Raw genomic sequence first — 24,860 nt, forward strand, 5'->3', positions numbered from 1 at the left:
TCAGCATGGACACGATGACTGCGATCGGCGCGTACGCCGCCGACTCGATCGACGACAGCCTGCGCGACATCACCGTCCCGGTGCCCGAGCTGAGGCCCCGCGACGTACTGGTCCGGGTACTCGCGGTGTCGGTGAATCCGGTCGACGTGAAACAGCGTGCGGCACTGGAGTCCTCCTCCGAACCAAAGATTCTGGGTTATGACGCGGCCGGTGTGGTCGAGGCGGTCGGCCCGCAGGTGTCGACGCTGTCGGTGGGCGACGAGGTCTGGTACGCCGGGGACATCACCCGCGCCGGCAGCAACGCCGAGCTGCAGGCGGTCGACGAGCGCATCGTGGCCCGCAAGCCGGCATCGCTGTCGTTCGCCGACGCGGCCGCGCTGCCGCTGACGACGATCACCGCGTGGGAGTCGCTGTTCGACCGCTTCGGACTCACCCGCGAATCGACCGGCGATCTGCTGGTGCTCGGTGCCGCCGGCGGAGTCGGCTCGATCATGATCCAGCTCGCGAAGGCGCTGACGCAGGTTCGGGTGGTCGCGACCGCCAGCCGTGACGAGTCCCGGGCGTGGGCGCAGCGGATGGGCGCCGACCTGATCGTGAACCACCACCACCTGCGGGACGAGACGCTGGCCGCGGTGCCGGGCGGCGTCGACTACCTGTTCTCCCCGCATTCGGCAGGCAACATCGACGACTACGAGGCGATCGTCAAACCCTTCGGCCACATCACGGCGATCGACGAACCAGAGGGCCTGGAGCTGGTGGATCTGAAGGCGAAAAGCATTGCGTGGCACTGGGAGTTGATGTTCACCCGGGCCATGTTCGAGACACCCGACATGATCGAGCAGCAGCGGTTGCTCACGCGCGCGGCCGAACTCGTCGATCAGGGCACGCTGAGCACCACGGTCACCAAGACCATCACCGATTTCTCGGCGGCCGGGCTGGCCGAGGCGCACCGCGACGTGGAATCGGGGCGGATGACGGGCAAGGTCGTGCTCACCCGCTGACGGGCGGCGGCGTAGGTTCCCACACCATGGCCTTTCCCCGCCCGTCCGAGAACACCACCGCCGTCGTCACCGGAGCCTCGTCGGGCATCGGCGCCGACCTGGCTCGCGAACTCGCGGGGCGCGGGTACGGCCTGACGCTGGTCGCCCGCCGCGAGAACCGGCTGCGTGAACTGGCCGACGAACTGTCGGGCCGGGTCCGGGTCGAGGTCATCGCCTGCGACGTCGCCGACGCGGCCGCCCGCGCGGATCTCCTGGAGGAAGTCGGCCGCCGCGGCCTCACGATGGACATCCTCGTCAACAACGCCGGCATCGGCACCATCGGCCCGGTCCTCGGCTCGACCCCGGAAGCCGAGATCGGCCAGGTGAGGGTCAACGTCGAGGCGGTGATCGACCTGACCACCCGTGCGGTGCAGCAGATGGTGCCGCGCGGCCGTGGCGCGATCCTCAATGTCGGGTCGACGGCCGGCTTCCAGCCGTTCCCCGGTCAGTCGGGCTATGCTGCGACGAAGGCGTTCGTGCGGTCCTACACCGACGGGTTGCGCGGTGAGCTGGCCGGCACGGGCGTCACCGTCGCCGCTCTGCATCCGGGGCCGGTGCGCACCGAGTTCCTAGAGACGGCAGGCATGGACGAGCGGACCTTCGCTGCGGCGTTTCCGAAGTTCCTGTGGATTCCGTCGCGCACCGTCGCCAGGAAGGGCATCGAGGCACTGGAGAGCGGGCGCAGCGTCATCCCGGGTTGGCAGAACGAGATTCCGGCACGGGTCTTCGAAGTCATGCCGCGCCGGCTGCTGTTGCCCCTGCTACGTAACCAGCACCCGGCGCTGAAGCGGTCGAGCTAGCCGGGCCAAGGCCGCATCCAGCCTTCGACGGGAAGGTCCATCCCGTTGCACAGCGTGCAGATGGTGCGGTACCAGCCGACCGCGATCAGCAACTCCATCCGCTGCTCGTCACTGAGGGTGCCTCCCAACGCCGTCCAGGTCCGCTCAATCCACGAGCCGGTCGCCTCGAGCTCGTCGACCGCGGATATCAGCGTGCGTTCCTGAGCTGACCATCCGACGTCGGCGCCGGTGACCAGCGCGTCGCATTCGGACTCGGACACTCCCGCGATCGGACCCCAGAACGCGGCCTGCCCACCCCACTCGTAGGCGCATCCGACGAGTGCGCAGATGCGCAGGATCGCGATGGTGCGCAATCGAGGGGGCAGTGTCGCATCGACATACAGGGCCTCACCCAGCGCGCGCAGCTTCGCGGCCAGCGCCGGGTGACGCTGCAGGCACCGCACCAGCAGCAGCGGCTCGTAGGTCCGGTCGGGGTGACCCCAGCGGTTGATGCCGTCGGCGTCCTGCTCGCTCCACGGCGGGGCAAGTGGCGCAACGCGACTCACGTGTTCGGCGCCTCCCGTCGGCCGCGGATCAGGGTCCCGGGCCGGGCGTCGGTGGGGACGCCGTTCTCGGCGATCACCTGCCCGGAGACGACGGTGGCGACGTAGCCGTCCGCGCTCTGGTCGAGCCGCCGGCCGCCGGCCGGGAGGTCGGCGACGACGACGGGCCGGTGCAGCCGCAGCGCCGCAGCGTCGATGACGTTCAGGTCGGCCTTGTAGCCGACGGCGATACGGCCGCGGTCGGCCAGGCCCGCCACCGACGCCGGCACCGAGGTGAGTTCGCGCACCGCGTCGGCCACCGTGAGCCGGCCGGTCGGCCGGTCTCGCACCCAGTGCGTCAGCATGTACGTGGGAAAGCTTGCGTCGCAGATCATTCCGTAGTGGGCGCCGCCATCGCCCAGACCCAGGACGACGTCGTCGCGGCGGATGAGCTCGGCGACGGTGTCGAGTGAGCCGTCCCGAAAGTTGGCCAGGGTCATCAGCAGCATGGCCTGGCCATCGTCGTCGAGCAGGCGGTCGTAGGCTTCTTCGGCGGGGCTGACACCGCGGGCCTGTGCGCGGGCGCCGATCGAATCCGATGGCGCCGGTTCATAATTCGGCGGATCGGCCAGCGGGAACATGTAGTTCCAGGCTTGGGCGGCGAACATCAGCGGGTGTCCGTCGGCGGCCGGGCGATCGTTCAGAATACGTTCGCGCACTACGGGTTCCCGCATCTCGGCGACCCGCTCGGCCAGCGGCAGGTGCGCGATCGCCTGGTAGGACGGGTACATCACGAACGGGTTGCCGGACAACTCGAGGCCGAGCATCAGCCCGATCGGGCGCGGGAAGATCTGCGCGCTGATCCGGCCGCCGTTGTCGTTGGCCTTCTCGACCATGCGCAGCGCGTCGAGGAAGAACGGGTCACCGGCGTTGCCGATCGCGAGGGTGAACGTGACGGGCAGGCCGACGTCGGCGGCCACGTCGAACACCGTGCGCAGCGCCGGCTCGTAGTCCCCGGCCATCAGGTCGGGCACGAACTGGATCAACCCGCCGCCGGCGTCGTCGACACCCCGCGCGATCGCCTCGATCTCGGCGTAGCCGGCGTCGTAACTCGGGATGGGGTGACCGCTCTCGGACTTGTGCAGCGTCAGCCGCGACGACGCGAAGCCCAGCGCCCCGGCCTGCACCGCCTCGGCGGCGAGCTTGCGCATCATCGCGAGATCCTCGGGCGTCGCCGGTTCCCGGTCGACACCGCGGCGACCCATCACGTACACGCGCAGCGGGGAGTGCGGCAGGAACGCGGCGACGTCGATGTCGTGCGGGCGCGCCTCGACCGCGTCGAGGAACTCGGGAAAGGTCTCCCAGTGCCAGGGCAGCCCGTCGACCATGACGACCCCGGGGATGTCCTCGACCCCGGCCATCACGTCGACGAGCACGTCGTGATCATCGGCTCGGCACGGAGCGAAGCCGACGCCGCAGTTGCCCATCACCGCCGTGGTGACACCGTGCGCCGAGGATGGGGTCAGTCGGTCCGACCAGATGGCTTGACCGTCGTAGTGGGTGTGCAGGTCCACGAACCCGGGGGTGACGAGCAGGCCGGTGGCGTCGATCTCGCGGGCGGCCGGGCCCGAGATGCCGGGCCTCACCTCGGTGATCACGCCGCCGGTGACCGCCACGTCGGCGACGAACGGTCCGCCGCCCAGGCCGTCGACCACGGTCCCGCCACGAATGATCAGGTCATGTGTCATGCCTCGAATGTACGGTCAGGAGATGATCGACCACTTCGGAATCAACTGCGTGCACTGGGACGAGTCGAAGACGTTCTACGACAAGGTCCTCGGGGTGCTCGGCTACACCCGGCAGATGGACATGGAGGTCGCCGTCGGCTACGGCGCCGACGGCCATCCCTCGTTCTGGATCGGGGACGCCTCGGTCGGCGACGTGTCAGGTCCGAACCGCGAGATGCACGTCGCGTTCGTGGCCAAGGACGCCGAAGCCGTGCAGGCGTTCTACCGCACCGCGCTCTCGCTGGGGGCCGAGCCGCTGCACGAGCCGCGGATGTGGCCCGAGTACCACGACAACTACTACGGCGCGTTCGTGCGCGACCCCGAGGGCAACAACGTCGAGGCCGTGTTCCACGGCGGCGGCCCGGCGGTCACCGGTCCGCCGGTTTGAGCCAGCGCCACTGACCTTTCGACCATCCGGTGGCGCCGTCGAGGGTGTCCGCGACGGCCTGCACCACGCCGGGCCACTGCCACTCGTCGTAGTCGTCGCCCGACAGCCAGCCGCCGGGGCGGACTTTGGGCAGCCAGGCGGTGATGTCGGCGCACACGCTGTCGTAGTCGTGCCGGGCGTCGAGGTGCACCCAGGCCAGGGATTCGTCGGCGAACAGCTTCGCTGCGGCCACCGAGTCGCTGATCAGGAGCTGCACCTGATCGGCCGCGCCGCACGCGATGAGGTTGCGGTGCAGCAGCCCGGCCAGCGTGCCGCCGCCGTGGCTGACCGCGGGGGCGTGCGCGTTGGTCCCGCCGCGCCCTTCGGGCCCGCTGCCGCGGGCGGTGTCGACGCCGACGATCACCAGGTCGCGACCGCGGGCGAGTTCGGCGAGCGAGCAGAGGCTGCGGCCCAGGTAGCAGCCGACTTCGACGATGCGGTCGCCGGCAGCGAAGTGCTCGACGGCTTCCTCCTGCCCCGAGCGCCACTGGAACCAGCCGGGGATGTCCTCCCAGGACTGCACCGGCTGGTCGAATCCGGCCATCGGATCAGGCATCTTGATCAGGCACCTGCGGTCACCGTCCTGTCGGTCATCTCGATGTCGTCGCCCCGGCGTGTGATCAGCCCGTCGCGTTCGAACGCGTCCAGCCAGCCCGTCATCGGCCACCGCCCCCAGCGCCGGTGGAAGATCCGCGCGTTGCCGACGATGGCGGCCACGTGCTCGACGGGCGGGTCCGAGACCGGGTGGTGCTGGTGGTAGGCGTGCGCGCCGCCCACCCAGATCAGCGGAATGCCTTGCGCTGCAGCGGAAGCCGCGAAGTCGGTGTCTTCCCCGCCGTAGCCCGTGTAGTCCTCGCAGAACCCGCCGAGGCGGGCCCACGTATCCGCCGAGCAGGCGAAAGACAGCGACCAGAACAGGTCGTGGTTCGGCTCGATCTGCAGCACGCCCGGCGGAGGGTCCGGTCGCGCGGGATGGGGGTCGGTCTGCTCGTCGAGGCGATCGAGGGGGTAGCCGCCGGGTGCGGGCGGCAGGTAGGTGACGGGCCCGCAGAGCAGGGCCGGCCGCTCGATGCGTCCGTGCGCGTCGAGGTACCGGCCGATCAGATCCCGGCCGGGGATGCAGTCGACGTCGAGGAAGATCAGCAGCTCGGCACCGCGATCGAGGGCGGCCTGGGCGCCGACGTTGCGGGCACGGGCCAGCGGCAGCGCCGCGGGATCTGCGGAGCACGGGACGACGTGGACGCCGGGGCCGGCGAGCTCAGGGACGGTCGGATCGGCCATCGCGACCACGATGCGCTCATGCTGCCCGGGCACGCACTGCGCCAACCCCGCCTGCTGGGTCCGCAAATGTGCGTGCCGCCCGTGCACGACGGTCACCACGGCGGCGCGAGGACTCACGCGGCGATCACCTGCGCGGCGCGGGCGGCGGCCCCGCGAACCTGCAGCCGTGACCACGCCGACCGGTCCAGCGCGAGGGTTCCGGTGAGCAACGCGGGCCACCGGTCACGGGTGGGCCACTCGGTCAACTCTACGGTCAGCCCCGCTCGCGCCAAAGCTGTTGCGGTGGCGTGCTGTTCGGCGAAGGGGCGGTGCTGGGGGATCACGATCACCGCGGCGTCGGTGAGCGCCACGTCGGCGACGGCGTTCTGTCCTGCGTGGGTGACCACGACGTCGGCCTCCTCTAAGACCGGCCACGGATCGTCGACCCATCCCGATGTGCCCAGCGCGATCCACCGGTAGTGCGGAAGGGCCGTGCGGAGCTGGTCGAGGGCGTCGGCGGGCAGATCGTCGCCACCGGCACCGCCGAGCAGGACCCCGGTCCGCGCGTCCGACCTGGCGCGACGCTCTCGATCCTCGAACTGGCTGATCGATCCGACGAAGTGCGTACGGTCCGCGTGATCGTGGAGCCAATCCGGTCGGTAGACGTCGGCGGACCAGGGCGCCACGATCTGGTCGGCGATGTCGTAGGCCAGCCGGTGGGCCGGATCGGTGCGCTCGCCGGGCATCGCCATCACGGTGACGGGGATGCCCGCCAGCCGGCCCAGCATCGCGATCTCGACCGATACGTCGACGACCAGGCGGCGTAGCCCGGAGTCCGCGGTGACCTGGAGCAGATCGGCGGCGCGCCGCGCCAGACCCGCCACATGTGTTGGTGCCCAATGTAATCGGCCACGGCTCTGCGGATCGACGGGCAGCTCGCCGTCGGGCGGGACGTCGAGGGCGAGCTGCACCCAGCGGTCCTGGGGCCGCATCTGCGCGGGGCGGGGCAGCGAGGAGAAGAAGGTCACGGGCTCGTCGAGGCGGGCGCAGATGGACCGGGCCCGGGCCGCGTGCCCGCGGCCGTGGTGGTGCACGTAGTAACCGATCACGCCGACACGCCGTCCATCGCCGAGATCCCCGGAGCGCACAGCAGCTGTCGATACTGGTCGAGATACCGCGACACCATCACCTCGTGCGAGCAACAGCGCTCGGCGCGGGCGCGCGCGTCGCTCCGGTTCAGCCTCATGGCGTCGAGCAGGGCCAGGCTCAGCCCGTCGATGTCTCCGGGCGCCGCGAGCCGGCCGCACGATTCGTCGATGATCTCGGGGATCCCGCCGCGGGCGAACGCCGCGACGGGCGTGCCTGCGGCGAGCGCTTCGGCGACGACGCGGCCGTAGGGCTCGTCCCAGTGGGGGGTCACCAGTGCGACCGCCGCGCCGCCGACCAGCAGGTTCAGGTCGTCACGCCGCAGGTGTCCGTCGTAGACGACGCCGTCGCCCAGCAGAGGGCGCACCGCGGCGTCGAAATACGCGGAGTCGCCGATCGGTCCGGCGATGCGCAACGGGATGCCTGCAGCGCGCGCGGCGGCGATGGCCGAGGTGACGCCCTTCTCCGGCACCAGTCGCCCCGTCCACACGGCGTAATGGCCGCCAGGACCCATCGGCCGGTGTGCCATGTCCACTCCGTTGAGGATCACCGGGATGGGCCCGCTGATCGGAGACCACTGCCGCGCGGTGAACTCACTGACGGCGACGAAGCTGCTGGCCACGCCGCCGGGGAGTGCGACCGCCTGCTCCTGCCACTTCAGGGGAGGGGTGTGCAGCGTGGTCAGCATGGGGGCGTCGACGGTGTGGGCCATGGCAAGCGGCAGGTAATGCGGACTGTGGTTGTGGATGACGTCGAACGCACCGAGCTCGGCCCGGCCCAGGCCCACCATCACCGACAGGTAGGCGTGCGTCTCCTGCACCACCCATTCAGGAGTCGTGGGATCGAGACGGCGGGTTTCCTCGCTCATGTGCAGGGTGCGCAGCGGCACCACGTTCCATGGCAGGCCCATGTCGGAGCCCGGCGCGGCGAACACGGTGACGTGGTGTCCCGCAGCGGTGAGGCCGTGAGCGAGTTCGAACACGAACGCTTCCAGTCCGCCGGCGAACGGTTGCCGTACCGGGTAGCGGGACGAGGCCAGAAGCGCGATGCGTAACGGGCGTGCGCTCATGCGGTTCTCGCACTCCGGCACAGTCCGCGGTAGAGCCGCGCGGTGTCCTGCCGCACCTGGTCGCGTTCTGCGGCCCGCGCGCGCCGGCGGCTCAGATCGTCTGTTCGTTCCCCGATCTGTCCGAGCGCGTCGTCGACGGCCGCGAGCAGGCCGGCTCGGTCGAAGCGTCCGAGGCCGAAACCGAAGGTGGTGCAGGGCCGTTGTTCATGCAGATGTCCGCAGTCGGGGACCACGGGAACGACACCGCTGTCGTGGCAGGCCTCGACCCAGCCGGAGTGGGTGCCGAAGCGGTAGGGCAGCACCAGGATGTCGATGTCGTGGAGGAAGCCGACGAGTTCGGCGTCGGTGAACGGTGGATGGACCCGGACGTCGACACCGCGCGCCCGGTAGGCCGCCAGCCGATCGGCCAAATGCTCGTCGGCCCGAGGTGAGTCAAGAGCGTTGCCATCGAGATCCAGCCGCAGCGAAACATGCTGCGCTGCAAGCAGTGTGTCCATCACCGGCCACGGGTCGATGTTCGCCCGCAGGAACTTCGCATGGATGGCGACGACGGGCGCGGTGCGGTGCTCGCGCGGTGACCCGACCTGGTCGATCGGCAGCAGGTGCGGGTGCGGCAGCACCGTCGCCGCGACGCCCCACCGATCACGGACCTCCCGGGCCGCGCCCTCGGTGAGGGTGATCACGGCATCCGCGCGGTGCAGCAGGGTGCCGAGCTTGGCGAGGTGACCGGTCTGGTCCTCGAGATGCGGGTTCGCGAGGTCGTGCACGGTGACCACGAGCGGGACGCCGTAGGCGGCGAGTACGTCGGCGACGGCCACGAGATCGTCGTGCTCGATGCTCTCGAACCCGAAATGCACGTGCAGAATGTCGATCTCGGTGACATGTGCGAGCACGTACTGCGGATCGAGCCATTGTGGCGGCCACCACTGGCCCGGCTGGCTCGCATCCGGAGGAACCGGATCGGGGAGCAGCGTCACGAGCGTGGTGTCCACGGTGGCGGTGATGTACGGGTGTGCAGCCGGAACGGAGGCAACACGAATCAGATTCACACAATCCTTTCGACAGAGGCGATCAGTCTCGCCGCTGTCTCGACGATTGCTCTGGGGAAAGATATACCACGCCGAGGTGACACGTAACCTCTCGGCGTGGACTTCTCCAGCTCGCCCGCCGAGCAGTCAGCGCACGACGAGCCGCTGTGGTTGGTCGTCGGCAATTGTCAGGCCGAGGCGCTGCGCCGGGTGCTCGACAGCGTGCCGGCGCGGCCGTACCGGACGGTGCGGATTCCGCCGGTTCATGAACTGACACAACAGGATCTGCCTCATCTCGACGCCTTGCTGGGGCAGGCTACGGTGTTGCTCAGCCAACCGATCCGGCCCGATTACCGGGGCCTGCCGGTGGGGACGGGCCAACTGATCGAACGACTGAATCCCGCTGCCCGCGTGATTCGTTGGCCCGTGATCCGCTACGCCGGGCTCTATCCTTTCCAGGTCATCGTGCGCCGACCCGCCGACCGATCGCTGACACCTCCGGTGGTGCCGTACCACGACCTGCGGACCATCGCGGCGGCGCGCGCGGGGCGCTCGCCCGACGACCCGTGGGACGTCGAGGTCAGCGCAGAACAGCTCCGGACGGTGGCCGCCCTCAGTCGCGACGAGCTGGCGATGCGGGAAGCCAGAGACTGTGACGTCGGCGTCTCGGATCTGTTAACGGGCTTGGGCGTAGACGCGGCGCACACGATCAACCACCCCGGTAATGCGGTGTTGATCGCCCTGGCTGCCCGCATCCTGGACCACCTCGGAGCGGCGGTGACCGTCGGCTCCCTGGGCACCGTCCTGCTGTCGTCGGTGACCGCGCCGTTGGAGGCGCGGGTGCTCGACGCGCTGGGGCTGTCCGGGACGCCGCGGCGGGCCTGGTGTCAACACGGCACCACCATCGCGCCCGAGGACGTCCACTCCGCGCAGCTACGGTGGTACGGACGCAACCCCGACTTCCTCGACCTCGCCGTGCAGCGTCACGGAAACGTCATGGATTCACTGGGGCTTCTGTGAGCGAGGTGACGCAGGCCCTCGTGGGGCCACGCCACCACGGCGTGGTCCGCTTCGGGCTCGCGCTGAGCCTGCGGCATGTGTGGTCGCCCGATGTCGAGGGCCTGCTGAGCAGCGTCGGCGAGGACGGGATGCATCTGCAGTTCACCGACCGGCTCTTCGGGGACACCCCGGAAGCGGCGGCCTGCGCCGTCGCGGCGATCGCTGCCCGCACCCGCGTCACCGTGACGCTGCACGACCTGCCGCAGTGCTCCGACGGCCGCAACGCCGACCGTCGTGCGACGGCGTACGCCGACGTCGCCGCACGCTCGGCCGGTGTGGCGGTGAGCAGCGAGCACGAGCGAGAACTGTTGCGGGACATCGGTGTCGACGTGTCGTCGGTCGCGGTGATCCCGTTACCGATCGGACGACCGGCGCCGGTTCGTCGCCGCCCCGCGGAGGTGCGCACCATCGGTGTGTTCGGCTTCCTGTACCCCGGCAAGGGGCACGAGGAGGTGATCGCGGCTGCTGCAGATCTGCCGCGGGACGTCGAGGTCCACGCGATCGGCGAACCCTCCTCCGGGCACGACGATCTGGTGACCGACCTGACGGGGCGCGCCGCCGAACAGGGCCGGTGCTTCCACGTGACGGGGCACGTGGGCGACGACGAGCTGATCGACGTGCTGCAACGCGTGACAGTGCCCGTCGTCGCGCACACGCACGTCTCGGCGTCGGGCTCACTGGGTTCGTGGCTCTCGGCGGCGCGCCGCCCCCTGGTGGCGACGAATCGCTACACCCGCGAGATCGCCGACCGCAATCCCGGCATGCTCACGCTGTACCCGCCGCGCGGACTGGGTGGGGCGATCCGCGCCGCGCTCGATGATCCGCCGTCCACCTGGCTGACCGACGAGTCGGTACCGCGGCCGTCACCGACGGACACCGCGCGTGCCTACCGCGCCTTCTTCGACAGGTGGCACCGATGACACCGGAGCTGTTCCCACTGCCGGACGGCAGGTTCTGTGTGGCGGGCAACCGGTGGGACGTGCTGGACGGCAGGCCGGGACGCGACGCGAGTATCGCCGTCGTGGTGCCGTTCTACGACCAGCAGGACGATCTGGACCGGCTGCTCGCCGCGCTGGAGCTGCAGGACTACCCCCTGCACCTGGTCGAGGTCGCGGTCGCCGACGACGGCTCCCCGATGCCGCCCGACATCTCGTCGACGTCGTTGCGGTGCACAGTGGTTCGGCAACCCGACCGCGGATTCCGCGCCGCGGCGGCCCGCAACCTCGGTGCCGCCGCCACAGCCGGCGAGATCCTCTGCTTTCTCGACGCCGACACCGTGCCGGAACCCGGTTACCTGCGGGAGATCTCGCGGTTACCGTCGCTGCTGCCGGATGCGTTGGTAGTCGGTCGGCGTCGCCATGCCCGCCTCGACGGCTGGTCGGCGGCAGACGTGGCGCGATGGTGGGCGGGCGAGCGCACCCCGGTGGTGCTGGGTGAACCGCGCTGGCTTGCCGACGCGTATGCCCGTACCGGGGACCTCGCCATCGCCGACCACACCGCCTACCGCTATGTGATCAGCTCGGTGATGTGTTGCAGCAGAGAGCTGTTCGATTACTGCGGAGGTTTCGACGAGTCGTTCGAACAGTACGGCGGAGAAGACTGGGAGTTCGCGCACCGGGCCGCGGTCTGTGGCGCGGTGTTCCATCACGCGCGCCGGGCGGTGGCGTGGCACAACGGTCCCGACTGGGCCGGTCGTGAGGTGTCGGACCGGGCCGCCGCCAAGAACGCCGAGGGTCTTGCGCTGGCGAGGCTGATCACCGATCCGGCGGCACGCACCCATGGTTTGCGCTACGAGATCCCGGACGTGGCAGTGGCAATCGATGCCGACGAGCACGGACTGGGGTCCTTCGTCGCGACGCTCGCCGGCTTCCTCGCCCACGACGTCGGCGTCTGGATCACGGGCGCGGGAGCGGAGTCGCTGTGCGCGCGAGCCCATCTGCAGGATGACCGTATCCGTATCGGTCCGGTGCCCGACGACATTCGGCGCCGCACCCGGTTCGTCGTCGCCGTGACCGGACGGCCCGTGCTGTCCGCGCAGGGCGTGGCCGACCTCGTCGCCGCCTGTGCGCGACCCGGCGTCGCCGAGGTGCATGTCAGCGAGGGGGCCGCCCACGTGGTGTGCCGGGCGTCGTGGGCGCTGCACCGGCAGGCGCGGTGGCAGTGCGCGACGGAGTTCGGGGCCAAGGTGCACCGCCCGGGCGATGAATTCGGGGTGAGAGAAGGAGACGCCGAACCCGATCTGTCGTGGTGACCACGTGTCCGACGGCGGGCGTAGCTTGGGCAGCATGGCCGACACCGACGCTGCGCGCGAACTCCTGCGTGATTCGTTCACCCGCCTGATCGAGCACGCCGACGATCTGACCGACGGTCTGACCGACGAGGTGGCCTACTACCGGCCGACGCCGGAGGCCAACACCATCACATGGCTGCTGTGGCACAGTGCCCGCATCCAGGATGCCCAGCTGTGCGACATCGCGGGCATCGAGCAGGTCTGGTTCCGCGAGGGCTGGGTGGACCGCTTCGCCCTCGACCTCCCGCGAGATGCGCACGGCTACGGCCACACCCCGCAGGACGTGGCCAAGGTGCGCGCGTCGGCGGACCTCCTCGCCGGCTACTACCACGCGGTGCACCGCGAGTGCCTGTCATACGTCGCCTCGGTGTCGGGCGAGGACCTGGCCCGGGTCGTCGACGAGCGCTGGACGCCGCCGGTGACCGCGAGCTCGCGACTGGTGAGCATCATCGACGACGCCGCCCAGCATCTCGGGCAGGCGGCCTACATCCGGGGCATCGCACCGCAAAGTTGACACCTGTCAACCCCGCGTGCGACCTGCGTCACACCGCTCGTTAGAGTAGGGGCATGACTGCGACCTCCGACGTCACGCCCTTCACCGGAACCGGCACCATCACCAACCCCGCGACCGGCGCTTTGGCCGGCCAGGTGCGCTGGACCGACGCTGCGGACGTGCCTCGCACCGCTGCCGCCCTGCGCGACGCCCAGCGCGAATGGGCGGCCCGCGGCGCTGCGGGCCGGGCCAAGGTCCTGGCGCGGTACGGGGTGTGGCTGGGCCGCCACCGCGCGGAGATCGAAGAGCTGCTGATCGCCGAGACCGGCAAATCCGCGACCGACGCGGCCCAAGAGGTGCCGCTGCTCCTGATGATCCTGTCCTACTACGTGCGCACCATGGAGAAAGCGCTCGCCCCCGACCCCCGCCCCGCGGCGCTGCCGTTCCTGTCGATCAAGAAGATCGAGGTGCACTATCGGCCCCGCCCCGTCGTCGGCATCATCGCGCCGTGGAACTACCCCGTCGCCAACGCGCTGATGGACGCGATCGGGGCACTCGCTGCCGGCTGCGCCGTCCTGCTCAAGCCCTCGGAGCGCACCCCGCTGACCGCTGAACTGCTGCTGCGCGGCTGGCTCGACTCCGGCGCCCCCGACGTGCTGGCGCTGGCCCAGGGCGCCCGGGAGGTGTCCGAGGCCGTCATCGACGTGAGCGACTACATCCAGTTCACCGGCTCCAGCGCCACCGGTGCCAAGGTGGCCGAGCGCGCCGCTCGTCGGCTGACCCCGGTCAGCTTGGAGCTGGGCGGCAAGGACCCGATGATCGTCCTGGAGGATGCCGACATCGAGTTGGCCGCCCACGCCGCAGTGTGGGGCGCGATGTTCAACGCCGGGCAGACCTGCGTGTCCGTCGAGCGCGTGTACGTGCTCGAGCCGGTCTACGACCAGTTCGTCGCCGCCGTGGTCCGCGACGTGCAGAATCTGCAGGTGGGCGCCGGCGAGGGCCACCACTTCGGCGCGATGATCGACGACAGCCAGATCGCCGTCACCGAACGTCACGTCGCCGACGCGCTGGCCAAGGGCGCGCGGGCACTGACCGGCGGGAAGCGCCGACCGGGCCCCGGGAGCTTCTACGAGCCCACCGTTCTGGTCGACGTCGACCACTCGATGGCGGCCATGACCGAGGAGACCTTCGGCCCGACGCTGCCCATCATGAAGGTCTCCTCGGTGGCCGAGGCGGTCCGGCTGGCCAACGACAGCCCCTACGGCCTGTCCGCGGCGGTCTTCTCCCGCGATGTCGAGCGAGCCAAAGAGGTTGCACTGCAATTGGATTGCGGCGGAGTCAACATCAACGACGTGATCTCGAACTTGATGTGCACCACCGCCCCGATGGGCGGCTGGAAGACCTCAGGCATCGGGGCCCGCTTCGGCGGTCCCGAGGGGCTGCGCAAGTACTGCCGCATCGAGACCGTGGTCAGCCCGCGCACGGCCGTCGGCGCCGGCGGCAACTACTACAACAATTCGCAGCGCGCGCTGAAGCGGATGGACACGATGATGACCAAGCTGGCGCTCATCCGGTCCAAGCGCGTCGCCAAATAGGGCAGCCAAGTAGTCCACCGGCTGTTCACCTCGCCGTCACGATCCCGACGGCGGGGCTGGTTAGCGTCGCCCGGTGACTCTGGAAATCTCCGGCTACGACGTGATCGACGATGACGACGACGATCCCGTACTCGTCCTGGCGCACAGCGGTGAGCCCGTCGACACCTGGCGGGAGAACTACCCCTACGACGACCGCATGTCGCGGGCGGAGTACGAGGAGCAGAAGCGGCTGCTGCAGATCGAGCTGCTGAAGCTGCAGAAGTGGAGTCAGGCCCACGGTCTTCGGCACGTGATCGTGTTCGAGGGCCGCGACGCCGCCGGCAAGGGCGGCACGATCAAACGCTTCATGGAGCATCTCAACCCTCGCGGTGCGCGCGTCGTCGCGCTCGAGAAGCCCACCGAGAAGGAACAGACGCAGTGGTACTTCCAGCGCTACGTCACCCACCTGCCCGCCGCCGGGGAGATCGTGCTGTTCGACCGGTCCTGGTACAACCGTGCCGGCGTCGAACGAGTCATGGGCTACTGCTCGCCCAAACAGCACGCCGAGTTCATCCGGCAGGCCCCGCTGTTCGAGCAGATGCTGGTCAACGACGGCATCAGCCTGACCAAGCTGTGGTTCTCGGTGACGCAGTCCGAGCAGCGCACCCGGTTCACGATCCGGCAGGTCGACCCGGTGCGGCAGTGGAAGCTCTCGCCCACCGATCTGGCCTCGCTGGACAAGTGGGACGACTACACCTCGGCCAAAGAGGACATGTTCGCCTGGACCGACACCGAGATCGCGCCGTGGATGGTGGTCAAGAGCAACGACAAGAAGCGCGCCCGCATCAACGCGATGCGCTACGTGCTAAGTAAATTCGACTACGACAACAAGGACCACGAGGTGGTCGGCCGGCCCGACCCGTTGATCGTGGGACGCGCGCTGGGCGACTGACCCGTCTGTCCGCCGGAGGCGTCCCGAACAGGAAGGACGCCGGAGTGCGTTTTCTCGCCACGCTGATGCTGTGGCTGCTGACCACGCTCGCGCTGGCGATCGCGGTTCCCGCGGGATGGGCGCAGCGCGACATCGTCGACGAGGACGGGTACGCCGCGCTGGCCGCCCGCGCGGCCGGTGACTCCCGGTTGCAGGACGCGATGGCCGGTGAGCTGACCACCCAGATCATCGCCCTGGGCGGCGACAACGGCTACCAGCTCAACCCGCAGTTGGTCCGCACGGTCGCCGATTCCTACACCCGCAACGACGGCTTCCCCGGGCAGTTCGCGCAGGCCAACCGGATCGCGCATCGGTGGATGTTCACCGGCGCCGTGCCCGAGGGCAATTCGACCGATCGGTGGCTGATCGACATCGCGCCAATGCTGTCGGACCCGTCGTTCCACGCGACACTGGGCAACCTCGACCTCGCGGTGCCGCCGACGCTGACCGTGCCGATCACCGTCGAATCACCCGATCTGCGCCCCGGCAAGCTGCGCCCGCTGGCCACCTGGGGCCCGTGGGCCAGCGTCGGCGCCGCGGTGCTGACCGGTCTGCTGGCGCTGCTGACCCTGGCCGCCGCCCGGTCGAAAGGCCGCGCGCTGTGCGCGCTCGGAGTGTCGGCGCTGCTGGTCGGTGCTGCCGGGTGGGCGGGCATAGAGATGGGTCGGCGCTTCATCGACGCGGCGGTCAACCGCACCAGCGGAGACATCCGCACCGTGGCCGAGGTGATGGTGCGCACTGCCGAGAACAGCGCGCACCATTGGCTCAACATCACACTGCTCGCCGGTATCGGGCTCGTCGTGGTCGGCGTGCTGGGCGCCACCGCGGGCGCGGCTCTGCGCCGGCCTACAGATGGTCCATCATCCGCGACATCGCCGCGTTCTCGATGAAATCGTGATGGTGCGGATGCAGGTGCACGTCCCAGTCTGACCTGACGTGCTTCGGGTGCTTGGCCCGCCAGTTCGTCAGTGCCGATGTCGGGCGCGGCATGTGGATCGTCATTGGAGTCCCCCTTCGTTCGATTTCCCCCGAGGGAATCGTCGCGCGCGTCAACGGCGTCATTCTCAGTGGTGCGGTACTGATTTTTCTGCGGCTCACGGGTGCTATGCCTGAGTACATGGACGAGCACACGATGCGAGCCCTCATCGATCGCCACATCGAGGCCGAAGGCCGTGGTGACATCGATGCGGCGGTCGCGGTTTACACCGACGACGTCGAGCACGATGTTGTCGGGTTCCCCGAGGGAGTGCGCCACGGCCGGGACGGAGCCCGGGAGTTCTACCTCGAGCTGACCGCGAACTTCCGGTCCGAGACGTGGACGCAGCGCCGTAGTTTCGTCACCGACGACGCCATGATTCTCGAACAGGACATGACCGGAACGGTGATCGGTTCGATGTTCGGACTCCCGGGACGAGGGCGGCGCATCACCTTCAGGATGCTGCACGTCTTCGAGTTCCGGGACGGGCTGATCAGCCGGGAGAACGTCTGGCTCGATGATGCGGCTGTCATCGCTCAGTTGAGCTGATCGGACTGTCGACCAGGAGCATCGCGAGTTCCTCCCGGCTCGTCGTGCCGGTCTTGGCCATGGCGTTGTAGATGTGACTCTCGATCGTGCGGACGGATACCCCGAGCCGGGAAGCCATGTCGCGGTTGGAGATCGATTCCCCGAGTAGCCTGACGACCTCACGCTCACGAGTCGTCAACGGAAGCGTGTCGATGCATCGCAGCAGAGTCGGCGTTCGGGCCCCACCGCAGGCCGCCGCCAACGCTTCGGCCCGTCGGGAACACCGCAGCCCGGAACCACGCAACCCCGCGGTGCGGAAACACATCGACGCGTGCGCTACCGCGTCGACAGCGGCGATGAGATCGCCCATCTCCTCGAATTGCAGTGACACGGTCTCGAGTTCGGCGGCGTCCGCGCACCGCAACGCCGCGGCGAAGCGCGCGGCGATCGACACGCGCGGACCCTCGACATGGTGCTCGAGCTCGCGTAGCCGATCGGTGGTGGATGCGTCCCCGAACTGGGTCGCCGTCTGCAGACAAAGCACCTCCGCGGCGAACTGACCACGCGCACCGGCGATCTCGGCCGCTTCCCGGACCACGGCGATGGCCTCACTGACTGCCTCCTGGGCGGCGGCCACCCATCCGTGGGCGATCGCGCGAGAGTAATCCAGATATCGCCAGCCGGGATGCCGGTCGGCCTCCATCGCGGCTTGCGCGCGGCATGCCTCGTGAACGCGTCCCCGCATGGCGAGCGCGGTGGTCATCAGGATCTCATACCGGTAGCGGAAACCGGTGGCGGTGTTCCAGGCCGTCACCCGCTGCAATGCCGCGGACAGATGGGTGCACGCCCGGTCCAGGTGACCCGCGCCCAGCTCGGCCTGGCCGGTCACGGCGATCGCGATCTGTCCGAACGGGGCACCGCGCGATGCCGTGGCGCGGCCGCGCATCATCTCGGCGACCTCGAAGGCCTTCGTCGTTTCGCCGGCAAGCAGCAGGGCATTGGTGTGCGCGTCGGAGATGACGATGAAGGCGCGCACAGGTATCGGGTAGCCGGCGTGGGCGGCGGCAGAGGCCTCTGCTGTCGCGCCGGCTTCACCGCAGGCCACTGTGACCGCCCACGCCGTCAACCGCTGCTCGAGACGGTCGGGAAGCGCGTTCGAATCGAGCGATCGCGCCAGTGCCCGTGCAGTGTCGGGCGCGCCGAGGGCGGCGGCCGCGACACATCGAAAGGCGTCCAAACAGTGGCGCCCGGGTGACGCGGTGATCTCCACACCATCGACGACAGCCTGAGCGGCTTCCGGATCGGCCAGGGTGAAGAACAGGTTGACCGCGCGCAAGAAGATCAGCCGTGCCTGTTCGGAGGCGGTGAGCGCGCCCATGTCCACGGCGGCGAGCACGGCCTCAGCCGCCGCACCCTCGCCGCACCAGGAGAGAACGAAGGCGTGGATCAGACTGGCCTCCATTCCTCCTCCGCCCGCCGAGATCGCCGCCTCGGCGAGCCGATTGGCCAGCGGTAGATTCAGCATCCAGGCTGCTCCGCGGGCCGCCTCGAGAAGCAGATCGATATCGGGCTCGAGGTCGGACTCGACGCTCAACGCTGCCCGACGCACCACGGCGTGGACATCGTTGCGGTGCCCGTTCGTGGCGAGCTCTGCGGCGACGACGCCTCTAAGCCGGCGCAGCGTCGTGAGTGCGGCACGTCGGCGACGGACCTCGCCGTACAGCGGATGTGCCAGGCGCACAGACACGCAGCCGTCCGTGGAATCGCAGGTGATCAACCCGCGACGGTCCGCCTCCTCGACAGCCGTGGTGCCGGCGATACGCGTCAGGGACTTCAGGTCGAGGGGCTCCCCGACCGCGAGGATGTCGATGACATCACTGACCGGCTCGGGCAGCCCGCCGGTGCGGGACTCGACCAGCTCGATGAGACCCGGTGGGACCACCGGATCGCCGGTCCATGTCCACACCTCGTCGCCGCGGGCGAGCCGGCCGTCGGCCACCTCCTTCTCCACGATCAATCGGAGGTACAGCGGATTACCTTGCGTCAAACTCCAAAGGTGTTGTGCAGCACTCGAATCGATGGAGCCGCCGACGACACGGCACACCAGCTCCTCGACGTCTTCCAGGGTCAAAGGTTGGACGTCGAGCCGGTCGAACTCGCCGGCCTTCCACAGCTCCCGCGTCGCCTTCGCCAGCGGTTCGCCGGTCCGAAGTGTCAGAACCACTTTCGCCAGTCGGCGTTGGATGACCTGGTGCATCACAACGGTCGAAAGATCGTCGAGCAACGGCACATCGTCCACCACCACTACAACCGGCGCGCCGTCCGGCGACACCGTCAACGCGTGGATGACCGTGTGCACCAGCTCGAGGCTGTCGTCGCCACCGGTCGCCGTCCACGGTGTCAGAGCGCCGAAAGGAAGATTCCGCGCCGCCGAGGTGCCCGCCACCCACCGGAGCTGCCATCCGCGAGCGGTGAATGCCTCCATCGTCTCCCGGACGATCCGGCTCTTTCCCACGCCTGCCTGGCCACTGACGACGATGCCCGCGGAACCAGGATCGAGCAGCGCGGCTTCGATGAGCCGTGTCTCCTGGATGCGACCGGTGAGCGGCCACGTCAACCGCACTCATCCAGGTTAGAAGGGCGGGCAGCTCCAGGGAAACACCTGCACGGAAAGCTCTTCGCGTGCTGTCCCCGTTTGCTCGATTCTCACCATCTGACGACGGAGATCGCGGCATACGCAGCTAACGGCAGTGAGATGGCTTAACTCTGTAGTCGTCACCACATTGCGCGAGATGTAGTGCGAGATCATGTGGGCGCTGACCTCTGCCTACAGGCGATCAGAACTGGCGGCCCGGTATGACTGAGCAACGACATCCAGTCCGCCGGACGAATTTTCTCCGCCGCGGCCGAGTGTCGGGTCCGATCACCAGTGGGGCAGTCTGGTGTCACGATGACAACTGCCCGACCGCTCCTGGCGCCCCCGGCTGACGCCGACCCCGACGAGCTGTTCACCGCGTTCGCCGCGTGGGCCGAAGACAGCGGCACCCCGCTGTACCCCGCGCAGGAAGAGGCGTTGATCGAGTTCGTCAGCGGTGCCAACGTCGTGCTCGCGACGCCCACCGGGTCGGGAAAATCCCTGGTTGCGACCGGGGCGCAGTACGCCGCGCTCGCGGCGGGTCGGCGCAGCTACTACACGGCGCCGATCAAGGCGTTGGTGAGCGAGAAGTTCTTCGCCCTGTGCGGTGTCTTCGGGGCGGAGAACGTCGGCATGCTCACCGGCGACGCCGCGGTCAACGCGCACGCGCCGATCATCGTGTGCACGGCCGAGGTGCTCGCGAACACGGCGCTGCGGGAGGGTTCGGGCTCCGACATCGGCGTGGTCGTGATGGACGAGTTCCATTTCTACGGTGACCCCGACCGCGGCTGGGCCTGGCAGGTGCCGCTGCTGGAACTGCCTGCCGCGCAGTTCCTCCTGATGTCGGCGACGCTGGGCGACGTCACGTTCCTGCGACAGGATCTGACCCGGCGCACCGGGCGGCCGACGGCCCTGGTGGCCCACGCCGAACGCCCGGTGCCGCTGTTCTATTCGTACGCGACGACGCCGATGCACGAGACCGTCGGCGACCTGTTGGACACCCGCCAGGCGCCGATCTACATCGTGCACTTCACCCAGGCCTCGGCGCTGGAGCGGGCGCAGGCGCTGATGAGCGTCAACGTCAGCACCAAGGCCGAGAAGGCCGCCATCGCCGAGCATCTCGGCGCTTTTCGATTCTCCACCGCGTTCGGTTCCACGCTGTCGCGACTGGTGCGCCACGGTATCGGGGTGCATCACGCCGGCATGCTGCCCAAGTACCGGCGGCTGGTCGAGCAGCTCGCCCAGGCCGGACTGCTGAAGATCATCTGCGGCACCGACACGCTCGGTGTCGGCATCAACGTGCCGATCCGGACCGTGGTGTTCACCGCACTGTCGAAGTACGACGGGACCCGCACCCGGTTGCTCACCGCGCGGGAGTTCCACCAGATCGCCGGGCGTGCGGGGCGGGCGGGCTACGACACCGCGGGCACCGTGGTGGTGCAGGCGCCCGACCACGAGGTGGAGAACCTCAAGCAGTTCGCGAAGGTCGCCGACGATCCGAAGAAGCGCCGAAAACTCGTGCGGCGCAAGGTGCCCGAGGGCATGGTGCCGTGGAGCGAGAAGACGATGACCCGGCTCGTGGACGCCGCACCTGAGCCGCTGACCAGCAACATGCGGGTGTTCACCGCGATGATCCTCGATGTCGTCGACCGCCCGGGCGACCCGTTCGAGGCGATGCGCCGGCTGCTCACCGACAATCACGAGCCGCGCAAGCGGCAACTGCGGCTGATTCGGGAGGCGGTCGGCATCGCACGGTCGCTGTTGCAGGCCGGGGTGATCGAGCGGATGGCCGAGCCCGACGCCGACGGGCGCCGCTACCGGCTGACTGTTGACCTGCCACGCGACTTCGCGCTGAACCAGCCGTTGTCCACGTTTGCGCTGGCCGCCATCGACATGCTCGACCCTGACGCGGAAAGCTATGCACGCGATGTGGTTTCGGTGATCGAGGCGACGCTGGAAGACCCCCGTCAGATCCTGGCGGCACAGCTGAAGAAGGCAAGGGGCGAGGCGGTGGCGGCGATGAAGGCCGAGGGCATCGAGTACGAGGAACGCATCGAACTGCTCGACGACGTCACCTACCCCAAGCCGCTCGACGAACTGCTGCGCGGGGTGTTCGAGATCTATGTGCAGACCAACCCGTGGGCAGCGGACGGGCAGCTCTCGCCGAAGTCCGTGGTGCGCGAGATGTGGGAGGGCGCCTTCACGTTCCGCGAGTACGTCAGCCTCTACGGGTTGACCCGGTCGGAGGGGGCGGTGCTGCGCTATCTGTCCGACGCAGTCAAGGCGCTGCGCTCGGGGGTGCCCGCCGCGGCGCGCACCGAGGAACTGACCGACATCACCGAGTGGCTCGCCGAACTCGTGCGGCAGGTCGATTCGAGTCTGCTGGACGAGTGGGAGCAGCTCACCAGTCCTGACGAGCCACTGGACGCGCCGGTGTCCGTGCCGGTGCGGCCGCGGCCCGTGACGGGCAACGAACGGGCGTTCACCGCGATGGTGCGCAACGCGCTGTTCCGTCGCGTCGAACTGTTCGCCCGCGAGCGCTGGGATGAGTTGGGCGCGTTGGACAGTGGCTCCGGGTGGACGGCGCAGCGCTGGGGTGCGGTCGGCGACGAGTACTACGCCGAGCACGCCGACGTCGGCATCGGCCCGGACGCGCGGGGCCCGGCGTTGCTGCTCATCGAACGCGGCACCGACGTGTGGCGGGTGCGGCAGATCCTCGACGATCCGGCCGGCGACCACGACTGGGGTATCGACGGGGAGGTCGATCTGCCGATGAGCGACGAGGAGGGTGTCGCGGTGCTGCGCGTGCTCGACGTCGGTCGGATGGATTAGCGGGTCGGATGCACTAGGCGGCCGTCAGAGCCGCCCGCGCCGGATCCGCCAGCAGCCCCGCGACGCTGCGGGTGATGGGCAGGCCCGTCTTGATCTCCAGGTACGCGAACTGCCCCTGCGGGTTGACCTCAAGGAAGTAGACCCTCCCGTCGGTTGCCGACACCCTCAGGTCGATCACACCGAACGCGAGCCCCAGTGACCCCATCAGCTGGTGCAGTGCTGCGGCGAGGTCGTCGTCGAGGTCATAGGGGGTGAACGCAACCGAGTTGTCCATCCTCGAATCCACCCACCCGGCGCCTGTCTGGGAATCGATGCGCACCGCCCAGGCCTCACCGGCTACCCAGACGATCCGCAGGTCATAGCGACCATCGATGAATTCCTGGAAGGTGGTGGGGGAGGAGCGGATTCCGGTCAGGCGCGGTAGATCGGCAGTCGTGACCAATCTGGTCTCGGTGAACGTGCTGCCTGTGCCCGTGCGCTTGCAGATCGCGCGGCGCTGCAGTCCCTCGAGGAATTCCGAGGCCACCGTCGCGTCGTTCGTCACGACTGTGTCGGGCACGTTGAGACCCAGCGATCGGGCGGTGTGCAGCTGGACGAGTTTGCGCGCGGCGCGGTGTTGTGCGGCAGGGTCGTTGACGAACACCGCGTCGAGTGACCACAAAAGGCCTTCGGCGAAGTGGTCACACTCGGCCTGCCGGAAGGTGTCGACGTCCGGGTCGACGCTGCGCCCGACGGTGCTCCGCGCCGGTCGGCGCCACCAGACGGCACGGACGGAATCGAGATCGATGCCATCCCAGGAGTGTGCCCGGCAGTCTCGCGTCGACGTGAATCGGGCTGTGCTCGATGGGAACTGGGCGAGATCGAGCTGCAGCGCAGCGATGCCGAAGTGTTCTCGCAGGTGCGAGGACACTGCGGCCGCGTGCACGTCGAGCTCGTGGGCGACGATGAGTACCGGTGTGGTCATGATCGGTGGTCGTTACTGGCAGTCGTCGCCCTGGCACACGGTTCCGAACCCGCTGGGATGGTCCCAGCAGCTCACCGATGTGTGGCCCGCCTCGGCCGTCACGACACGATTGAAGGCGAAGCCGTGGGCGCGGCCCCACTCCTCACTCTGGCGTGCGAGGTCCTCGGAGCCGACAACGGTGCGGTAGCGGTCCGGCAGTGTCATCGGCCGCTCGAGTGATTCGATGGTCAAGGTCTGCAGCCACCCGATCGACGCGCCGACACGGACGACCACCTCGACGGGTTTGCCGCCCTCCTCGGCCACCGTCGGATTCACCCATTCCGATTGCCTTTCGATGTCGGCCCGCTGGATCACCCAGGTGCCGCCGGGCACGTTGATCCGGACCTCACCGTCGGCATCGCTGGCAAGCAGGCCTTTGAGCGGTGTGTTCGTCATGTCGGTACTCCTCGTGGCGTGATGGTCCCGGTCCTGTCGCCGGGCTCGCTCATGAGGATCACTCGCAGATCGTGCCTTGGCCTGCGTAGTGGACTACCTGACTTTTCAGGGTTCGATCACGTGTGACGGGTCCGGCCGCCGCTCTGCCGGGGCCTGGCTGTAGTCGCCCCACGGCCCGTCGCGCTGCTCGACGGCGGCGCGTACACCGTCCCGTTCGGCCGTCTCGACGAAACGGAGCGCATCAGGGGTGTTGCGCATCAGCCCGTCGAGGATTCCGCCGAGGGTCTGCGTCGACGCCAGGCCCATGTTCTCGTAGGCCTGATTGACGATCAGCTTCTGTGCCTGCAGTTGCGAGAGCGGAATCTTCGCCAGCGATGCCGCGATCTCGGCCACCCGCGCCTCCAGCCGCTCGAAGGGCACCGACTCGTTGATCAATTCGACTGCGGCGGCTTCTTTTCCGGTCAGCGGCTCACCGGTGAGCGCATGCCACTTCACCTTGGCCAGGCTCAGCCGATACAGCCACATCCCGGTCAGGTAGGCCCCCCACATGCGGGCGTACGGCGTCCCGATCACCGCGTCGTCGCTGGCGATCACCAGATCCGCGCACAGGGCGTAGTCGCTGGCCCCGCCGACGCACCAGCCGTGCACCTGGGCGATCACCGGTTTGGACGCCCGCCAGATCGCCATGAATTTCTGCGTCGGCCCGGTCTCCCGGGAACTGACCATCGCGAAATCCTTGCCGGGGTCCCAGCGCCCATCGGTGTTCATCGCCTCGCCCCAGTGCTCGAAGCCGCCGCCGAAGTCGTAGCCGCCCGAGAAGGCGCGTCCGGCCCCGCGGAGCACGATCACCTTGACGGCCGGATCGCGTTCTGCCAGGCCGATCGCGGCCTCGATCTCGTCGGGCATCGGGGGCACGATGGTGTTGAGCCGCTCAGGGCGATTCAGCGTGATGGTCGCGACGGGCGGTTCGGTGCGGTAGAGCACCGTCTGGAACTGGCTCACCTG

General features: G+C 69.0%; 23 protein-coding genes. 12 read left to right on the forward strand and 11 right to left on the reverse strand.

Going from position 1 to position 24,860, the window contains the following annotated elements:
- Window positions 1-5 precede the first annotated feature (5 nt).
- Together ACXYX3_RS02765 and ACXYX3_RS02770 are read left to right on the forward strand one after the other, a co-directional pair.
- Complete coding sequence (locus ACXYX3_RS02765; RefSeq protein WP_458610060.1) at window positions 6-1,001, forward strand: zinc-binding alcohol dehydrogenase family protein; 996 nt, start codon at window positions 6-8, stop codon at window positions 999-1,001.
- Between the two features lie 26 nt (window positions 1,002-1,027).
- Complete coding sequence (locus tag ACXYX3_RS02770) at window positions 1,028-1,840, forward strand: SDR family NAD(P)-dependent oxidoreductase (RefSeq protein ID WP_458610061.1); 813 nt, start codon at window positions 1,028-1,030, stop codon at window positions 1,838-1,840.
- Here ACXYX3_RS02770 and ACXYX3_RS02775 read toward each other — a convergent pair.
- Both ACXYX3_RS02775 and ACXYX3_RS02780 read right to left on the reverse strand, forming a co-directional pair.
- Window positions 1,837-2,385 carry a carboxymuconolactone decarboxylase family protein gene (locus ACXYX3_RS02775; protein WP_241206573.1) on the reverse strand — a complete coding sequence of 183 codons (549 nt, stop codon included), beginning with the start codon at window positions 2,383-2,385 and terminating at the stop codon, window positions 1,837-1,839. The two genes, ACXYX3_RS02770 and ACXYX3_RS02775, sit on opposite strands and share 4 nt — an antisense overlap.
- Window positions 2,382-4,109 (reverse strand): N-acyl-D-amino-acid deacylase family protein, encoded by a 1,728-nt coding sequence (locus tag ACXYX3_RS02780; protein WP_458610062.1) that lies wholly within the window; start codon window positions 4,107-4,109, stop codon window positions 2,382-2,384. Before ACXYX3_RS02780 ends, ACXYX3_RS02775 begins: the two co-directional genes overlap by 4 nt.
- Before the next feature lie 22 nt (window positions 4,110-4,131).
- On the opposite strand from ACXYX3_RS02780, the gene ACXYX3_RS02785 reads away from it, so the two are divergent.
- On the forward strand, window positions 4,132-4,536 hold the full coding sequence (locus ACXYX3_RS02785) for a VOC family protein (RefSeq protein WP_241206571.1): 405 nt from the start codon (window positions 4,132-4,134) through the stop codon (window positions 4,534-4,536).
- Here ACXYX3_RS02785 and ACXYX3_RS02790 read toward each other — a convergent pair.
- The 5 genes from ACXYX3_RS02790 to ACXYX3_RS02810 are packed head-to-tail and all read right to left on the reverse strand — an operon-like array spanning window position 4,517 to window position 9,042.
- Entirely contained in the window at window positions 4,517-5,131 is a 615-nt protein-coding gene (locus ACXYX3_RS02790; protein ID WP_458610063.1) for a class I SAM-dependent methyltransferase, read from the reverse strand. The two genes, ACXYX3_RS02785 and ACXYX3_RS02790, sit on opposite strands and share 20 nt — an antisense overlap.
- Before the next feature lie 5 nt (window positions 5,132-5,136).
- Window positions 5,137-5,973 carry a glycosyltransferase family 2 protein gene (locus ACXYX3_RS02795; protein WP_458610064.1) on the reverse strand — a complete coding sequence of 279 codons (837 nt, stop codon included), beginning with the start codon at window positions 5,971-5,973 and terminating at the stop codon, window positions 5,137-5,139.
- Window positions 5,970-6,944, reverse strand: coding sequence for a glycosyltransferase (locus ACXYX3_RS02800; protein ID WP_458610065.1), 975 nt, complete (start codon window positions 6,942-6,944; stop codon window positions 5,970-5,972). Before ACXYX3_RS02800 ends, ACXYX3_RS02795 begins: the two co-directional genes overlap by 4 nt.
- Entirely contained in the window at window positions 6,941-8,050 is a 1,110-nt protein-coding gene (locus tag ACXYX3_RS02805; RefSeq protein ID WP_458610066.1) for a glycosyltransferase, read from the reverse strand. The genes ACXYX3_RS02800 and ACXYX3_RS02805 overlap by 4 nt, the downstream gene beginning before the upstream one ends.
- Window positions 8,047-9,042 (reverse strand): glycosyltransferase, encoded by a 996-nt coding sequence (locus ACXYX3_RS02810; protein WP_458610067.1) that lies wholly within the window; start codon window positions 9,040-9,042, stop codon window positions 8,047-8,049. The genes ACXYX3_RS02805 and ACXYX3_RS02810 overlap by 4 nt, the downstream gene beginning before the upstream one ends.
- A gap of 153 nt (window positions 9,043-9,195) precedes the next feature.
- On the opposite strand from ACXYX3_RS02810, the gene ACXYX3_RS02815 reads away from it, so the two are divergent.
- From ACXYX3_RS02815 to ACXYX3_RS02850, 8 genes are all read left to right on the forward strand, one after another.
- Window positions 9,196-10,098, forward strand: coding sequence for a WcbI family polysaccharide biosynthesis putative acetyltransferase (locus tag ACXYX3_RS02815; RefSeq protein WP_458610068.1), 903 nt, complete (start codon window positions 9,196-9,198; stop codon window positions 10,096-10,098).
- 5 nt (window positions 10,099-10,103) lie between these two features.
- The gene (locus tag ACXYX3_RS02820) at window positions 10,104-11,057 is read left to right on the forward strand and encodes a glycosyltransferase family protein (RefSeq protein ID WP_458610069.1); all 954 of its coding nucleotides are present in this window, start codon (window positions 10,104-10,106) and stop codon (window positions 11,055-11,057) included.
- The gene (locus ACXYX3_RS02825; RefSeq protein WP_458610070.1) at window positions 11,054-12,388 is read left to right on the forward strand and encodes a glycosyltransferase family 2 protein; all 1,335 of its coding nucleotides are present in this window, start codon (window positions 11,054-11,056) and stop codon (window positions 12,386-12,388) included. The genes ACXYX3_RS02820 and ACXYX3_RS02825 overlap by 4 nt, the downstream gene beginning before the upstream one ends.
- A 34-nt stretch (window positions 12,389-12,422) precedes the next feature.
- Window positions 12,423-12,941, forward strand: a complete 519-nt coding sequence (locus ACXYX3_RS02830) for a mycothiol transferase (RefSeq protein WP_458610071.1) — start codon at window positions 12,423-12,425, stop codon at window positions 12,939-12,941.
- Between the two features lie 53 nt (window positions 12,942-12,994).
- On the forward strand, window positions 12,995-14,515 hold the full coding sequence (locus ACXYX3_RS02835; RefSeq protein WP_458610072.1) for an aldehyde dehydrogenase family protein: 1,521 nt from the start codon (window positions 12,995-12,997) through the stop codon (window positions 14,513-14,515).
- 73 nt (window positions 14,516-14,588) lie between these two features.
- Window positions 14,589-15,446, forward strand: a complete 858-nt coding sequence (ppk2, locus tag ACXYX3_RS02840) for a polyphosphate kinase 2 (RefSeq protein WP_458610073.1) — start codon at window positions 14,589-14,591, stop codon at window positions 15,444-15,446.
- 44 nt (window positions 15,447-15,490) lie between these two features.
- Window positions 15,491-16,375, forward strand: a complete 885-nt coding sequence (locus ACXYX3_RS02845) for a hypothetical protein (RefSeq protein ID WP_458610074.1) — start codon at window positions 15,491-15,493, stop codon at window positions 16,373-16,375.
- Between the two features lie 215 nt (window positions 16,376-16,590).
- Entirely contained in the window at window positions 16,591-17,010 is a 420-nt protein-coding gene (locus tag ACXYX3_RS02850; protein WP_458610075.1) for a nuclear transport factor 2 family protein, read from the forward strand.
- Here the strand turns inward: ACXYX3_RS02850 and ACXYX3_RS02855 are convergent.
- Window positions 16,991-19,612, reverse strand: a complete 2,622-nt coding sequence (locus tag ACXYX3_RS02855) for a helix-turn-helix transcriptional regulator (protein ID WP_458610076.1) — start codon at window positions 19,610-19,612, stop codon at window positions 16,991-16,993. The two genes, ACXYX3_RS02850 and ACXYX3_RS02855, sit on opposite strands and share 20 nt — an antisense overlap.
- Window positions 19,613-19,939: 327 nt before the next feature.
- Between ACXYX3_RS02855 and ACXYX3_RS02860 the strand changes: the two genes are divergently transcribed.
- On the forward strand, window positions 19,940-22,456 hold the full coding sequence (locus tag ACXYX3_RS02860; RefSeq protein WP_458610077.1) for a DEAD/DEAH box helicase: 2,517 nt from the start codon (window positions 19,940-19,942) through the stop codon (window positions 22,454-22,456).
- A gap of 13 nt (window positions 22,457-22,469) precedes the next feature.
- Here the strand turns inward: ACXYX3_RS02860 and ACXYX3_RS02865 are convergent, their stop codons facing one another.
- The 3 genes from ACXYX3_RS02865 to ACXYX3_RS02875 form a co-directional block, all read right to left on the reverse strand.
- A complete protein-coding gene (locus tag ACXYX3_RS02865; protein WP_458610078.1) occupies window positions 22,470-23,420 on the reverse strand; it encodes an MvdC/MvdD family ATP grasp protein in 951 nt (316 codons plus the stop codon).
- Window positions 23,421-23,432: 12 nt separating this feature from the next.
- Complete coding sequence (locus ACXYX3_RS02870; RefSeq protein WP_241206556.1) at window positions 23,433-23,855, reverse strand: hypothetical protein; 423 nt, start codon at window positions 23,853-23,855, stop codon at window positions 23,433-23,435.
- Between the two features lie 105 nt (window positions 23,856-23,960).
- Window positions 23,961-24,857 (reverse strand): crotonase/enoyl-CoA hydratase family protein, encoded by an 897-nt coding sequence (locus ACXYX3_RS02875; RefSeq protein WP_241206555.1) that lies wholly within the window; start codon window positions 24,855-24,857, stop codon window positions 23,961-23,963.
- Between the last annotated feature and the right edge of the window lie 3 nt (window positions 24,858-24,860).

This window comes from Mycobacterium sp. Panama NTM2 (assembly GCF_054355555.1).